Here is a 14,067-nt window from a genome sequence, read left to right as displayed (position 1 = left end):
TACAGAATGATGCTCATAACAAAAGTGACAGGCCGTAAGTCAGACCGAAGGCGACCACCGAAATCAGGGTCTCCAGCACGGTCCAGGTCTTGAAGGTCTGGATCACCGTCATATTGAAGTATTCCTTGACCAGCCAGAAGCCGCCGTCGTTGACGTGGGAAAAGATCACCGAGCCGGCACCGGTGGCCAGTACCAGCAATTCCGGGTGTGGATAACCCAGGCCCATGGCAACGGGCGCCACCACGCCTGAAGCGGTGGTCATGGCCACGGTGGCCGAGCCGGTAGCAATGCGCATCAACGCAGCGAACAACCAGCCCATCACCAGTGGCGACAGGTTGAAAGCATGGGCCAGGCCAAGAATCTCATTGGTGACGCCGGCATCGATAAGAATCCGGTTCAAACCACCGCCCGCCCCCACCAGCAAGGTGATGCTGGCGGTCGGCGCCAGGCATTCGTTGGTGAACTTGAGGATTGATTCGCGACTGAAGCCCTGAGCCAGGCCCAACGTCCAAAAACTCACCAGGGTCGCCACCAGCAGCGCGATCACCGAGTTACCGATAAACAGCAGGAACTGGTTAAAGGCGCTGCCTGGGGTGGAAATCAGGTTGGCCCAGCCACCAATCATCATCAACACCACCGGCAACAGGATGGTGCCCATGGTCAGCGAGAAGCTCGGCAGCCGGGTGCGTGGTTCGCGGTCGATGAACTGACGTTCCAACGGGTTTTCCGCCGGCAGGTGAATGCGCGGCACGATGAACTTGGCGTAGACGGGGCCGGCGATGATCGCCGTCGGGATGCCGATCAAGATCGCATACAGCACGGTTTGCCCGACCGATGCGTTGTAGGCCAGTACCGCCATCATCGCCGCCGGATGGGGCGGAACCAGTGCATGTACCACCGATAAGCCGGCAACCATGGGTAGGCCGACCATCAAAATCGAAACACCCACCCGCCGCGCTACGGTGAAAGCAATCGGCACCAGCAACACAAAGCCGACCTCGAAAAACAGCGGCAGCCCAACCAGGAAGGCAATGCACACCATCGCCCAGTGGGCGTTGCGCTCGCCGAAGCGGTCGATCAACGTGCGCGCCACCTGCTCGGCGCCGCCGGACTCGGCCATCATCTTGCCGAGCATCGTGCCCAACGCCACCACCAGGGCGATGTGGCCCAAGGTCTTGCCGACGCCCGCCTCGTAGGAGCCCATGATCGTGTCCGCCGGCATCCCGGCCAGCAGCGCCAGGCCGATGGACACCAGGGTGATGACGATAAACGGGTTGAGCCGGTAGCGTGCGATCAGCACGATCAATGCAATGATGGCGATGGCTGCGTATGCCAATAGCCAAACGCCCGGTGATGCGGCCATGCGGTACTCCTCGGAAAGGGTCACGTCGAATAAGTTGTGAAACTCATAAATCATTACCGAGGATTATTTTCAATTTTTATGAAAGTAAGTTTCGCCCACAGATAAGCGCTGTCGCTTTGAGATATGCCCAGAGACAAAGAATGAAAATCGAAGGTGCGTTCTTACATGAAGATTGAGAGGGACGCTGGAAACTCAAATGCCGGTGTCAGGTCATAGACAGCGGACCGAATCCTGATCAGGAAAAACCGACAATGAATCGAAAAACCCTGCTTGCCCCCTTCGCCGCCAGCGCCTTGTTGCTGGCCTTGTGCGGCACCGCGTCGGCCGCCGACAGCGCGGCGTTGAAAAAATGCATGGATGGCGCGAATACGACCGCGGACATGGTCAACTGCAACACCAAGGAAGCCAAGGTGCAGGACACGCGCCTGAACACCGCCTACAAGACAGCCATGGCAGCCCAGGAAGGCAATCGCAAACAGAAGCTGCAGGATGTGCAGCGTCTGTGGATCAAATATCGGGATGCCAATTGCGGGTTCGCAGGCTCGGCAACCGGCGGCACCATTGATCAGGTCAACGGTGCCAGCTGCCGGCTGGACATGACCCGGACCCGCGCGCAGGAACTGGAAAACCTTGTAGGCCCGTGAAGTGCTCCGTCGCTCTAGCTAGTCGTGCTGAACGCGGGCACGCTTGAGCAGTTTCTTGCAGCGTTCGGACAAGTGCAGTACCCGTAAATGCTTGCCGGCCTTGGTGTAGCGCTCGCGCAGAGTCATCAGCGCGGCGATGGCCGAGTAGTCGACGAAGCTCAGGTGGCGACAATCCAGTGTCGCCTGTTCCGGGTCGCTGGCCGGGTCGAACTGGTTGAGGAACGGTGTGGTCGAGGCGAAGAACAGCGTACCGTGCAAGCGATAGAGCTTGCTACCGTCGGCTTCAAGATGCTCGTCGGCGTACAGCTCACGGGCTTGTTGCCAGGCAAAGTTCAGCGCCGCAATCACAATGCCGCACAGCACCGCCGTGGCCAGGTCGGTAAATACCGTGACCACCGTCACCGCAATGATCACCAGCACGTCATTGAGTGGCACCTTGTTGATCACCCGCAAGGAGGCCCAGGCGAAGGTCTGCTGGGACACCACGAACATCACCCCTACCAGCGCCGCCAGCGGAATCCGCTCGATCAACGGTGACAGGAACAAGATAAAGAGAAGGATCATGACCCCGGCAAACACCCCGGAGAAGCGCCCGCGCCCACCGGAGCTGAGGTTGATCACGGTTTGCCCGATCATCGCGCAGCCGCCCATGCCGCCGAACACACCAGAAACCATATTCGCCGCGCCCAGGGCCACGCTTTCACGGTCCGGATAGCCTCGGGTTTCGGTGATTTCGTCGGTAAGGTTGAGGGTCAGCAGGGTTTCCAGCAGGCCGACCATGGCCATCAGGATCGCGTAAGGGGCGATGATCTGCAGGGTTTCCAGGGTCCAGGGAATCTGCGGCAGGGCAAACGTGGGCAGGCCACCGGCGATGTGGGCCATGTCGCCCAGCGTGCGGGTCGGCAGGCCCAGCAGGTACACCGCAAGACCCACGCCAAGAATCGCCACCAACGCCGGCGGTACTGCGCGGGTCAGGCGCGGCAGCAGGTAGACGATGGCCATCGTCGCTGCCACCAACCCCGTCATCACGTACAACGGCGTGCCGCTGAGCCAGGTTTCACCGCTCTTGAAGTGCTCCAACTGCGCCAGCGCAATGATAATTGCCAGGCCATTGACGAAACCGAGCATCACCGGGTACGGCACCATGCGCACCAGCTTGCCCAGGCGCAGCAGGCCAAAGGCGATCATGATCAGTCCGCCCAGCAATACAGTGGCCAGCAAGTACTGCACGCCGTGTTGCACCACCAACGCGACGATCACCACCGCCATCGAACCCGCCGCACCAGAGACCATGCCTGGCCGACCGCCGAACAGCGCGGTCAGGGTACAGATGATAAACGCGCCATAAAGGCCCATCAGCGGGTTGAGGTGCGCCACCAGGGCGAAGGCTATGCACTCGGGCAACAAGGCAAAAGACGTGGTGAGACCGGCCAGGGAGTCGGCACGCAGGCGGGTGAGGTTCATGGGGCTACCGGGAGAATAGCGAAAACAAGGCTGAGGATGGTACGCAAATGCAGGGGGTGGGGCCAGGTTTTCAGGGTCGACGAATGACCTGTGGCAAGCGGGCCTGCCATAACAAGCACGCTCGCCACAAGGTAATGTCAGGTGCTCCATTTCCTTAATTTACCGGCGTTAGGGCTGCCACAAGGTTTAGTGTTTACAGGGACCGATCAAACCATCTCGTTGCGAATCCACTCCACCACGCTGGTACGCTTCGGCACCCAACCCAACAGTTCACGGGCATGTTTGCCACGCACGCGGCTGTTGGAGCCCAGGCCGTAGTTGGCCATTTCATAGCCCCACTCGGCTTCGGCATCGGCCAGTGGCCAATCCTGTGGTTTACCCAGGTTCAGCGCCTCGGCGATGGCGGTAGTCATGTCGACGAAGGCCGCTTCGCTGCTTTCGACAAAGTAGAAGGTGCCGGGGACGTTTTTTTCCAGCGCCAGCAGGTACAGGGCGACCACGTCTTCAATGTGCACGTTGGACCAGATGTTTTGGCCGGTGCCAACATGGTGTACCACGCCGCTTTTGCGCGCCTGTTTCAGCAGACGAGGCAATTGCACGCTGTCGCGCTTGACCCCCAGGCTGTGGCCGTAGATCAAGGTGTTACAGATCACCGCCGAATTCACGCCGTCTTGGGCGGCAGCGAGGATCAGGTTGTCGATAGCCACGCGAGCGGCCTTGTCGGCGGTCGGTTCCGGCAAGTTGTCTTCAAAATAGATGACATCACTGGATTTGCCGCCGGACGCATCGCCAACGATGCTCGAACCGCTGGTGTGCAGGAACGGCTTGTTGGAGCCGCGTAGCGCCTTGATCAGGGTTTCAACGGCGCCGCGATGGTCGCTGCTGGCGGCGTTGATCACGGCATCGGCTTTGCTCGCTTGCTCGGTCAGCAGGGCGCTGTCGTCCAAGGTGCCAATCACCGGAGCGATGCCCAGTGCAGTCATTTCTTCAGCCTGTTTGGCGCTGCGCACCAGACCCGTTACGTGGTGGCCGGCCTTGACCAGGCCAGTCGCAATGGAGCCACCGATAAAGCCGGCAGCACCGGTAATAAATACGTTCATGGAAAGCATCTCCTGCATGGCTTTGTGAAAGGAGCTAAGTGTTGGATCGAGTATCAAGGACTTATCCATGCCGAATAAGTCTGTATTGCCCAATTCAATCTTGCGCAGGAGTCACGAATCAGTCGGCGTAGCTGGCCAACTTGCCCTGGATAAAGTCCAGGAAACACTGGATGCGCAAGGCCAACTGCGAGTTGCGGTAGTACACCGCGTTGATCGGCTGGCGATAACCGCTGTTGAACTCCGCCAGGATCGGCTGAAGGCGCCCGGTGTTGATGTCATCGTTAGTCATGAAGTGTGACAGGCAAGCGATGCCCTGCCCTTCCAACGTCAAGTGGCGCAAGGTTTCACCGCTGGAGGCAGAAATGCTCGGCTGGATCTGCCAGCGATCACCGTGCACATGGCGCAGCGGCCAGTGGTTGAGGGTTTCGGTCTGGGTGAAGCCCAGCAGTGTGTGATCGGCCAACTCGGCAACCGTGGTCGGCGTGCCGTACTTTTCCAGATACGCGGGGCTGGCGAGGATATGCAGCGGGCTGCAGCCCAGTGAGCGGGCGTGCAACGTCGAGTCCGCCAGGGTGCCGATACGGATAGCGATGTCGGTACTCTGTTCCAGCAGGTCGATGATCAGGTCGTTGCTGTTGAGTTCCAGCTGGATGTCCGGGTACAGGCCGCGAAACTCGGCGATGTAGGGCACGATCGCATGCAGCATGAACGGCGAGGCGGCGTTAATTCGCAGCCGCCCGGACGGGGTTTGCTGGCGCAAGGACAGGCGCTCTTCCAGGTCATCCATTTGTTCCAGGATCAGCTTGGCCCGCTCGAAGAAGTACTTGCCCTCTTCGGTCAGGTCCATGCGCCGCGTGGTTCGGTTGATCAGCGTGGTGTCGAGCTTGGCTTCCAGTCGCGACAAGGTGCGGCTGACCGCCGAGGGCGTCTGCCCAACCTGTTCGGCGGCGGCGGAAATCGACCCGCATTCAATCACGCAGACGAAGATCTGTAGCTCATCGGATCGGGCTTTCAACGTGAATCCTCTTTAAGCGGCTGCCTGGATACTAGCCGCATTACCGAGCCAGGTTAAACACCTCAGTCAGATGCTGCTCATAACGCGCTACGTCAGCCTCGATGGCCGGGCGTTTCATCACGTCGACGCAGAGGAAAGTCGGCAAGCTGGTCATGCCAAGAAACTCGTTGGCCTTGTGGAACGGGAAGTACACGGCGTCCACGCCCTTGGCTTCGAAGAAATCGCTGGGGTCGTCGAAGGCTTGCTGCGGTGCGTTCCAGGTCAGCGACAGCATGTATTGCTTGCCCTGCAACAGGCCGCCGCTGCCGTATTTTTGCGAAGCATCGGAGCGGGTCCGGCCATCGCTAGCGTACAGGCTGCCGTGGCCTTCGGTGAACACTTCATCGATGTACTTCTTGACGATCCACGGCGCGCCCATCCACCAGCCGGGCATCTGGTAGATGATCACATCGGCCCAGAGGAACTTGGCCACTTCTTCGGCCAGGTCGTAGCCGGCGTCGATGTGGGTGACTTTGACGTCCATGCCGCCACGGTCCAGTACGGCCAGGGCGGCGTCATGCAGGGTGTTGTTGTAGCGGCCGTCGGAGTGGGCGAACTTTTTGCCGCCGTTGAGCAACAGGACTTTTTTCACGGGGAGCCTCAAAAGATTAAAAATATTTGGAGGCAGGGTATCGACAAGACCCCTTGGGAATAAGCGTTGGCGGGGCAAAACACATTTGACTGCTCCGCACGAATCGACAGGGGATTGTTGCCTTAGAATTTCCAAACACCTTTTGAGGACTCACCCAGATGACCGAGCAAGTAGGCTTTAGCACCATCGACATGCTCAGCGCCTCGTCCGCTAGCCACTGATCAGCAGGTGGCTGCCCAGCGCCGCCATGCCGATAAAGAACACCCGTTTGAACAGCACGGCACTGATGCGTTGACGCACGGCCTGGCCCAGCCACATGCCCAGCAGCGCTGGCACCAGCGCCAGCAGCGAGGCATTGATTTCGCCGCCGCCGAGGCTGCCACGCCAGAACAACCCCGCCGCCAGCGCCAGGGTGGACACGGTGAACGACAGGCCCAGCGCCTGGACCAACTGATCACGGTTCAAGCCCAAGGCTTGCAGATAGGGCACCGCCGGGATCACGAAGACGCCGGTGGCCGAGGTGATTACGCCGGTCAGCACGCCGCACAGCGGACCGAGCCAACGCTCCATCGCCGTGCTCACCTTGAAGTTGGGCAAGAACAGACCGCTCAAGGCGTATACCAGCAACGCCCCGCCCAACGCTCGCACCACCCACGCCTCGCCATCCATACCCAACCACAAACTGCCAAGCCCCGTGCCGAGAAAAATCAGCAGCAACATCGGCCATAGCCGTTTGATCAGGGCACTCAAATTCCCGCCAAACGCCAGTTGCCAGAGGTTGGTGACGATAGAGGGAATAATCAGCAACGCCGCAGCCTGCGCCGGAAACATAGCCAGGCCGAGCATACCCATGGCGACGGTGGGCAAGCCCAGGCCAATAACGCCCTTGACGGTGCCCGCCAGCAGGAAAGTGCCGATGACCAGCAACGTCAAGGCTGGACCGAGGCTTTGGTAGAACGCCAGGAATGTATTCATCGGCTGATTTTGAAGGGTTGGGTCGAGGTTGGAAATTCGCCATATACTGAGCCAGCCTCTTGCCTGGATAGAGGCTACGGATAAAGGATTTGGCCATGCATTTTGACCTGATCGACCTTCGCCTCTACCTGCACATTCTCGACACCGGCAATATCACCGCCGGCGCCAGCCGCAGCCATTTGTCCCTCGCGGCGGCCAGTGCGCGGGTTCGGGCGATGGAAGCGTCGTCGGGCATCGAGTTCCTTCAGCGTGGCCGCCGCGGTGTGACGCCGACAGCGGCGGGCAAGGCGTTGGCCCAGCATGCCCGGCTGTTGTTGCAGCAAGCCGAGCGCATGCAGCAGGACCTCGCGGAATACGCCAACGGCGTCAAAGGCCAGGTGCGCCTGCTGTGCAACACCACGGCGATCAGCGAATACCTGCCGGAACTGCTGGCGGATTTTTTGCGCGAGCATCCCAACCTCGATATCGACCTGCAGGAACTGCCTAGCCTGCGCATCACCCACGCCTTGCGCCAGGGTGCGGCGGACCTGGGGATTATTTCCGATGCCGTCGACACCCACGGCTTGCAGACCCTGCCCTTTCGCGATGATCCGCTGGTGTTGATCCTGCCTCTGGACCATCCGCTGGCTGAAGGGCCGCCGGTGAGTTTTATCGACAGCCTGCAGCATGACTATGTGGCGCTGGCCGCCGACAGTGCCCTGGCGGTTTATCTGGAAGAACAGGCCTTGCACGCAGGCTTTCGCTTGCAAATACGCATTCGCGCCGAAGGTTTTGACGGGGTGATGCGCATGGTCGCCCGAGGTGCCGGCCTAGGCATCGTGCCGCTCGCGGCGCTGGAGCGTTGGCCCCTGGAACACCGCTTCAAGGCCCAGCCTCTGGATGAGGAATGGGCCTGTCGCAAGTTGCTGTTATGCGCTCGCTCGTTCGATCAGTTGCCAGGTTACGCCAAGGCCTTACTCGACGCCTTGTCGCGCCCCTTGCGGAAGAACCCGTAATACACCGCCGACAGAATCAGCAGGAACGGCACACCAAACACCAAGGTCATTTTGAACGCCTCGGTGAAGTAGGTGGTGATCATCACCGCCCCCATCAACACCAATCCCAACAGGGTGCTGTAGGGAAACAAACGCAGTTGAAACGACAACTTCGCCCCGCCGTGGCGCTTGCGGTAGCGGCGGAAAAACAGGTGCGTGAGGAAGATCATAAACCAGGTGAAGATCGCCCCAAACATCGAGATCGCCATCATTAGGGTGAACGAACTTTGCGGGTACACCACGTTAAGCAGTGTGGCCAGGGCGATGCCGGAGCTGGACAGCAGCAAGGCATTGAGCGGGATGCCGCTCTTGCTCAAGGCGCCCATGGACTTGGGTGCAAAGCCGGCGCGGGACAGGCTGAACATCATCCGCGTGGTGATGTAGAGCTGGCTGTTCATCGCCGACAGCGCGGCGATCAGGATCACGAAGTTCATCACCCCAGTAGCGCCGGGAATGCCGATGGTCTGCATCACCGTGACGAACGGGCTCTGGGCATGGCCGGCCTGGTTCCACGGCACGATGGCCAGCATCAGCGCCAGGGTCAGCAGGTAGAACACCACCAGGCGCACGATGGTGGCGCGAAAGGCCTTCTTCACCGCCTGTTCCGGGTCTGCCGCTTCGCCCGCCGCCACGGCGATCATTTCGACGCTCAGGTAGCTGAAAATCGACACGATCACGGCGATCCACATGCCGCTCAGGCCGTTGGGGAAAAAACCACCGTGGGCGCTGTAGTTCTGCACGCCGTAATCCGGGTTGCCAGAGCCGAATACCACATACACCGCAAGGATGATGAAGCCGACGATGGCGCTGATCTTGATCGTGGAAAACCAGTACTCGAAGGTACCGAAGGCCTTGACGCTGATGGCGTTGAGGACGATCAGCACGCTGGAGAACGAGATGATCCACACCCATTCCGGTACGTTGGCGAACCAGTACTTCATGTACATCGCCACCGCCGTGACCTCGGCGCCCACCGCCAGCACAATCGCCGCCCAGTAGGCGTAGCGCACCAGAAAACCAGCCAGGGGGCTGATGTAAAACTCGGCATAGGCGCCGAAAGAGCCGGAGGTGGAATGGGCCACCGTCATTTCCGCCAGGCACCCCATCAACAGCAAGGTGATCAGCGCGCCGATGGCATAGCTGACCAGCACGCTGGGCCCGGCATAGCCGATGGCGTAGGCGCTGCCCATAAACAGCCCAGTGCCGATGGCGCCACCGATGGCGATCATGCTCATCTGGCCGGAGGTGAGCTGGCGCCGCAGGCCCAGTTCGCGGTTGGTGATTTCAGCAAAGCCTTTGTCTGGCGTGGTCACGTGGCGTGCCCCTTTATTATTGTGATTGCACTGTTTGTTGCTTGCCCTTCGTAGGAGCTGTCGAGAGCTGCCGCTTAAGTGACGCTATGGCGAACCTGGAATTGCGGCTGGTCCCAAGTCTTCTGGTCGAGAATCTCGCCAAGAATTTCCACCGCATCCCAGACTTCGGTGAAGCTGGTATACAGCGGCGTAAAACCAAAGCGCATGATCTGCGGCTCGCGATAATCACCAATCACGCCTCGGGCGATCAAGGCTTGGACGATTGCATAACCTTGCGGGTGCTCGAAGCTGACATGACTGCCGCGCCTGGCATGCTCACGCGGAGTAATCAGGTTCAGTTCGTGGGCCGCGCAGCGGGCTTCTACCTGCTCGATAAACAGATCGGTCAGCGCCAGGGATTTTCGGCGCAGGCTGGCCATATCGGTCTGGGCAAAAATCTCCAGGCCACACTCCACCATCGCCAGCGAGGTAATCGGTTGAGTGCCACACAGGTAGCGGGCGATGCCGTTGCTCGGGGCATAGCGCGATTCCATGGCGAACTGCCGGGTATGCCCGAACCACCCCGACAGCGGCTGCGTCACCACATCCACCAGCGCCGGATTGACCCACACGAACGCCTGGGAGCCAGGCCCGCCGTTGAGGTATTTGTAGGTGCAGCCGATCGCGTAATCGGCGCCGGCCTGATGCAGGTCGATCGGCACTGCGCCCGCCGAGTGCGCCAGGTCCCAGATCGCCAGGGCACCACACTCATGGCTCAACGCAGTCAGCGCTTGCATGTCGTGCATGTAGCCGGTCTTGTAGTTGACGTGGGTGAGCATCACCACCGCTGTGTCCTGGTCGATGGCTTGCGGCAGTTCGTCGGGGCTGCTCACCAGACGCAGGGAATAGCCCTGTTGCAGCAGCTCGGCCAGGCCTTCGGCGATGTACAGGTCGGTGGGAAAGTTGCTGGTTTCGCTGATAATGACCTTGCGGTGCGGCGCGCGCTCACGCTGCACGCTCAACGCCGCGCTGAGCACCTTGAACAGGTTGATGGACGTGGTGTCGGTAATCACCACTTCGCCGTCGCGGGCGCCGATCAGCGGGGCCAGGCGATTGCCCAGGCGCTCCGGCAAATCGCGCCAGCCGGCGCTGTTCCAGCTGCGAATCAAACCATTGCCCCATTCCTCGGCAATCACCGCTTGCGCCCGTTCCAATGCCGCCACCGGGCGCGCACCGAGGGAATTGCCGTCGAGGTAGATCACCCCATCCGGCAACGCAAATTGCTTGCGCAAAGGCGCCAACGCGTCCTGGGTATCAAGGGCCAGGCAATGGTTTCTTGTAGTCATGGTCAATCCTGTTGTTATCGATGACGTGTCCTGCACGCTGGAGCAAATAATGAACGAAGCTTTAGAGAATTTTCGTGCAAAGTGGTGGGTAACAGGCTAATTAAGCTGTAGGAAATTCGAATTTAACTCCAAAACACGCGGATTTATTCCAATCATGATTCTCGACGCCACCGACCTGCGCCTCCTGCATTTTCTGCAACAGGATGGCCGTATCAGCAACCAGGAACTGGCGGAGAAAGTCGCCCTGTCGCCGTCCGCCTGCCTGCGCCGTTTGCGCCTGCTGGAAAGCGAGGGAATCATCAGCGGTTATCGTGCGGTGTTGAATGCCGAGCAGTTGGGGATCGAGCTGGAAGCCATCGTCCACCTGTCATTACGCCAGGATGTGGAGGATTGGCACGAGACGTTTATCAAGAAGGTTCAGGGCTGGCCGGAAGTGGCCAGCGCCTATGTGATCACCGGCGCCAGCAACTATGTGCTGCGGGTGCAGGCGCGCAATCTGAAGCACTTTTCGGACTTCATTGTTAATCACCTGAATCGCACGGCGGGGGTGATGGATATACGCTCGGAGATTGTCTTGCAGAAGATCAAGGATCGGGATGACTTGTTGGACTTGGTAGTGCGCAAATAGCCCCTGCCGACAACGTGCCCTCTGTAGGAGCGAGCTTGCTCGCGAAAAAGGTACATCCACCGCAGCGATGCGCCTGAAATACCTTCGCGAGCAAGCTCGCTCCTACAAAGGGTGTGGGGGTTTAGTCTTCCAGTGCTCGAACCCGCTGCATGCGTTTCTGCTCCACCGGCGCCGCTGCCGGCTGTAACTCAAAGTCAAAATCAATCTGCGCAAACCGCCCTTCTACCCCAAACTCCCGCGCCAGACCCTGGTCATCGCTGAAGCTAATCTCGGCAATCAACTCATCGCGCGTCGCGTAGGCAAAATCATCATGCAGGTACGGATCATCCGACAGGTTGATCTGCGTGGTCAGGTGCCGATAACCCGGCGCCGAAATGAAGAAGTGAATATGCGCCGGCCGCTGGCCATGGCGCCCCAACTGGTCCAGCAACTGCTGCGTAGGACCGCTCGGCGGGCAGCCATAACCTGACGGCACGATGCTGCGAAAGCGGTAGTTGCCCTGGGCATCAGTCTCGATACGGCGACGCAAATTGAACGCCGTTTGAGTGCCGTCGAACCACGAATAGGTGCCGCCCGTATTGGCTTGCCACACATCGACAATCGCCCCCGCCAATGGCTTGCCATCGGTGTCACGGACCTGACCCTGCATGAACAGCGGCACGCCTGGGTCCAGTCCGTCATCCAGTCGCGCCTCAAACTTGGACAGCGGCGCACCAGCGACATACAGCGGGCCTTCGATGGTGCGTGGTGTACCGCCGGACTTGCCGGCTTCTTCGTCCGCTGCATCCATCAACAGGTCCAGGTAATGCTCCAGCCCAAGGCCGGCGGCGAGCAGTCCGGCTTCCTGGTTCTTGCCCAGTTCGTTGAGGTAGTTGACCGCCGTCCAGAACTCTTCCGGAGTCACTTCCAGATCTTCGATGATGTTTACCGTGTCGCGCAGGATTCGGTAAATCAGCGCCTTGGCCCGTGGGTTGCCGCCGTCATGGTGGTGGCCGCTGGCTTCTTCGAGAAACTGTTGGGCGTGGGCAGTTTGGGACAGTCGGATGGACATGGTGCAATCCTCATCTTGTAATTATTAGTTGGAAAAACAGACTCAGCGATCATCCTCATGGATCGACGACGGATGCCGGCACAGGGCATTCACCTCAATGGCCATGTAGGGATAAAGCGGCAGTTGCATCAACAGGTCGTGCAGTTCTTGCACGCTATCGACATCGAACACGCTGTAGTTGGCGTACAGCCCGGCGATGCGCCACAGGTGGCGCCACTTGCCCGCTTGTTGCAGACGCTGGGCCAGGGCTTTTTCCTCGGCCTTGAGGGCGGTGGCACGCTCGGGGTTCATGTCGACGGGCAGGTTCACGGTCATTTTTACGTGGAACAACATGGCAGGTTCCTCTTAGTGTTTATCGCGACGGAAGAACGCCAAGCGTTCCTCATCGATGGCCAGGCCCAGGCCCGGCGCGGTCGAGACATGCAGGTGGAAATCGCGGTACACCAGCGGCTCGCTGAGGATGTCTTCGGTGAGCAGCAGCGGGCCGAACAACTCGGTGTCCCACGCCAGCTTGTTCAGCGTGAGGAAGGCATGGGCCGAGGCTAGCGTGCCGATGCCACCTTCGAGCATGGTGCCGCCGTACAGGCCGATGCCTGCCGCCTCGGCAATCGCCGCCGTGCGCAACACCGCACGCGGGCCGCCGTTTTTGGCGATCTTCAGGGCGAACACCGAAGCCGCGCCTTCGCGGGCCAGGTTGAAGGCGTCCTCGACACATTCGATAGATTCGTCGGCCATGATCGGCGCCGGGCTCGACAGGTTTAGACGAGCCATGCCACTGCGGTTATGGCGCGAGATCGGCTGCTCGATCAGGTCGATGCCGTTGTCCCCCAGCACCTTGCAGGCGCGCAGGGCCACGGCTTCATCCCAGGCCTGGTTGACATCGACCCTGACGCTTGCGCGGTCACCCAGGGCTTTTTTGATGGCGATGACGTGGGCCAGGTCGTGACTGACTTCACCCGCTCCGATCTTCAATTTGAAAATACGGTGGCGGCGCAGATCGAGCATTTTCTCGGCTTCGGCAATATCCTTTTCGGTGTTGCCGCTGGCCAGGGTCCAGGCCACCGGTAGGGCATCGCGCACCCGGCCACCGAGCAGTTCGCTGACGGGCAAGTTCAGGCGTTTGCCCAGCGCATCGAGCAAGGCGCTTTCAATGCCCGACTTGGCAAAGGTATTGCCGCGAATGCTGCGCTCCAGACGCAACATGGCCGCGTTGATGTTGCTGGCGTCCTGGCCGATCAACAGCGGAGCGAAGTGTTTGTCGATGTTGGTCTTGATGCTGTCGGGGCTTTCATTGCCGTAGCTCAAGCCACCGATGGTGGTGGCCTCGCCGATGCCTTCGATGCTGTCGGCGCAGCGCACGCGGATGATCACCAGGGTCTGGTTCTGCATCGTGTGCATCGCCAGTTTGTGCGGGCGGATGGTGGGGAGGTCGACAATGATGGTCTCGATCGACTCGATGGTACAAATCGGCATGGTAATACCCATTGGGTTCTTTATAGATTTGGCCCGATTCTGTCCCGCATC

Annotated in this window: 14 protein-coding genes; 3 read left to right on the top strand and 11 right to left on the bottom strand. The window is 60.0% G+C overall.

Features of this window, described 5'->3' with window-relative positions:
• Window positions 1-13: 13 nt before the first annotated feature.
• The gene (locus tag ACZRKZ_RS23085) at window positions 14-1,363 is read right to left on the bottom strand and encodes a GntT/GntP/DsdX family permease (protein WP_463970140.1); all 1,350 of its coding nucleotides are present in this window, start codon (window positions 1,361-1,363) and stop codon (window positions 14-16) included.
• Window positions 1,364-1,614: 251 nt separating this feature from the next.
• Here ACZRKZ_RS23085 and ACZRKZ_RS23080 point away from each other — a divergent pair, with 251 nt between their 5' ends.
• Window positions 1,615-2,007 carry a lysozyme inhibitor LprI family protein gene (locus tag ACZRKZ_RS23080; RefSeq protein WP_463982851.1) on the top strand — a complete coding sequence of 131 codons (393 nt, stop codon included), beginning with the start codon at window positions 1,615-1,617 and terminating at the stop codon, window positions 2,005-2,007.
• A gap of 18 nt (window positions 2,008-2,025) precedes the next feature.
• On the opposite strand, the gene ACZRKZ_RS23075 is transcribed toward ACZRKZ_RS23080, so the two are convergent.
• The 5 genes from ACZRKZ_RS23075 to ACZRKZ_RS23055 all read right to left on the bottom strand — a co-directional run bounded on the left by ACZRKZ_RS23075 (window position 2,026) and on the right by ACZRKZ_RS23055 (window position 7,192).
• The gene (locus ACZRKZ_RS23075) at window positions 2,026-3,471 is read right to left on the bottom strand and encodes a SulP family inorganic anion transporter (protein WP_463982850.1); all 1,446 of its coding nucleotides are present in this window, start codon (window positions 3,469-3,471) and stop codon (window positions 2,026-2,028) included.
• Between the two features lie 206 nt (window positions 3,472-3,677).
• Window positions 3,678-4,571 carry an NAD-dependent epimerase/dehydratase family protein gene (locus ACZRKZ_RS23070; protein WP_463982849.1) on the bottom strand — a complete coding sequence of 298 codons (894 nt, stop codon included), beginning with the start codon at window positions 4,569-4,571 and terminating at the stop codon, window positions 3,678-3,680.
• Between the two features lie 118 nt (window positions 4,572-4,689).
• On the bottom strand, window positions 4,690-5,586 hold the full coding sequence (locus ACZRKZ_RS23065) for a LysR substrate-binding domain-containing protein (protein ID WP_463982848.1): 897 nt from the start codon (window positions 5,584-5,586) through the stop codon (window positions 4,690-4,692).
• 40 nt (window positions 5,587-5,626) lie between these two features.
• Window positions 5,627-6,217, bottom strand: a complete 591-nt coding sequence (gene mdaB / locus ACZRKZ_RS23060) for an NADPH:quinone oxidoreductase MdaB (protein WP_149413268.1) — start codon at window positions 6,215-6,217, stop codon at window positions 5,627-5,629.
• Between the two features lie 210 nt (window positions 6,218-6,427).
• Entirely contained in the window at window positions 6,428-7,192 is a 765-nt protein-coding gene (locus ACZRKZ_RS23055; RefSeq protein ID WP_463982847.1) for a sulfite exporter TauE/SafE family protein, read from the bottom strand.
• 95 nt (window positions 7,193-7,287) lie between these two features.
• Between ACZRKZ_RS23055 and ACZRKZ_RS23050 the strand changes: the two genes are divergently transcribed.
• Window positions 7,288-8,187, top strand: coding sequence for a LysR family transcriptional regulator (locus ACZRKZ_RS23050; RefSeq protein ID WP_463982846.1), 900 nt, complete (start codon window positions 7,288-7,290; stop codon window positions 8,185-8,187).
• Here the strand turns inward: ACZRKZ_RS23050 and ACZRKZ_RS23045 are convergent.
• A complete protein-coding gene (locus ACZRKZ_RS23045) occupies window positions 8,133-9,539 on the bottom strand; it encodes an amino acid permease (RefSeq protein ID WP_463982845.1) in 1,407 nt (468 codons plus the stop codon). The two genes, ACZRKZ_RS23050 and ACZRKZ_RS23045, sit on opposite strands and share 55 nt — an antisense overlap.
• A gap of 74 nt (window positions 9,540-9,613) precedes the next feature.
• Complete coding sequence (gene kynU / locus ACZRKZ_RS23040; RefSeq protein ID WP_463982844.1) at window positions 9,614-10,864, bottom strand: kynureninase; 1,251 nt, start codon at window positions 10,862-10,864, stop codon at window positions 9,614-9,616.
• A gap of 154 nt (window positions 10,865-11,018) precedes the next feature.
• On the opposite strand from kynU, the gene ACZRKZ_RS23035 reads away from it, so the two are divergent.
• Complete coding sequence (locus ACZRKZ_RS23035) at window positions 11,019-11,492, top strand: Lrp/AsnC family transcriptional regulator (protein ID WP_003212305.1); 474 nt, start codon at window positions 11,019-11,021, stop codon at window positions 11,490-11,492.
• Window positions 11,493-11,613: 121 nt separating this feature from the next.
• Here ACZRKZ_RS23035 and catA read toward each other — a convergent pair whose 3' ends face one another.
• From catA to ACZRKZ_RS23020, 3 genes are read right to left on the bottom strand one after another with little or no spacing between them, the layout of a single operon-like run.
• On the bottom strand, window positions 11,614-12,543 hold the full coding sequence (catA, locus tag ACZRKZ_RS23030) for a catechol 1,2-dioxygenase (RefSeq protein ID WP_463982843.1): 930 nt from the start codon (window positions 12,541-12,543) through the stop codon (window positions 11,614-11,616).
• Between the two features lie 42 nt (window positions 12,544-12,585).
• Complete coding sequence (gene catC, locus ACZRKZ_RS23025) at window positions 12,586-12,876, bottom strand: muconolactone Delta-isomerase (protein ID WP_133103641.1); 291 nt, start codon at window positions 12,874-12,876, stop codon at window positions 12,586-12,588.
• A 12-nt stretch (window positions 12,877-12,888) separates the two neighbouring features.
• A complete protein-coding gene (locus ACZRKZ_RS23020) occupies window positions 12,889-14,016 on the bottom strand; it encodes a muconate cycloisomerase family protein (protein ID WP_463982842.1) in 1,128 nt (375 codons plus the stop codon).
• Window positions 14,017-14,067 lie beyond the last annotated feature (51 nt).

This window comes from Pseudomonas sp. c313, assembly GCF_055407145.1.
The sequence above is the reverse complement of the archived record's forward strand: the minus strand, read 5'-3'. Positions and strand labels throughout refer to the sequence as shown.

Excerpts from the sequence above, each read along its gene's own strand:
- ACZRKZ_RS23085 (WP_463970140.1), bottom strand. The coding sequence starts at position 1,363 with ATGGCCGCATCACCGGGCGTTTGGCTATTGGCATACGCAGCCATCGCC.
- ACZRKZ_RS23080 (WP_463982851.1), top strand. The coding sequence starts at position 1,615 with ATGAATCGAAAAACCCTGCTTGCCCCCTTCGCCGCCAGCGCCTTGTTG.
- ACZRKZ_RS23075 (WP_463982850.1), bottom strand. The coding sequence starts at position 3,471 with ATGAACCTCACCCGCCTGCGTGCCGACTCCCTGGCCGGTCTCACCACG.
- ACZRKZ_RS23070 (WP_463982849.1), bottom strand. The coding sequence starts at position 4,571 with ATGAACGTATTTATTACCGGTGCTGCCGGCTTTATCGGTGGCTCCATT.
- ACZRKZ_RS23055 (WP_463982847.1), bottom strand. The coding sequence starts at position 7,192 with ATGAATACATTCCTGGCGTTCTACCAAAGCCTCGGTCCAGCCTTGACG.
- ACZRKZ_RS23050 (WP_463982846.1), top strand. The coding sequence starts at position 7,288 with ATGCATTTTGACCTGATCGACCTTCGCCTCTACCTGCACATTCTCGAC.
- kynU (WP_463982844.1), bottom strand. The coding sequence starts at position 10,864 with ATGACTACAAGAAACCATTGCCTGGCCCTTGATACCCAGGACGCGTTG.
- ACZRKZ_RS23035 (WP_003212305.1), top strand. The coding sequence starts at position 11,019 with ATGATTCTCGACGCCACCGACCTGCGCCTCCTGCATTTTCTGCAACAG.
- catA (WP_463982843.1), bottom strand. The coding sequence starts at position 12,543 with ATGTCCATCCGACTGTCCCAAACTGCCCACGCCCAACAGTTTCTCGAA.
- catC (WP_133103641.1), bottom strand. The coding sequence starts at position 12,876 with ATGTTGTTCCACGTAAAAATGACCGTGAACCTGCCCGTCGACATGAAC.
- ACZRKZ_RS23020 (WP_463982842.1), bottom strand. The coding sequence starts at position 14,016 with ATGCCGATTTGTACCATCGAGTCGATCGAGACCATCATTGTCGACCTC.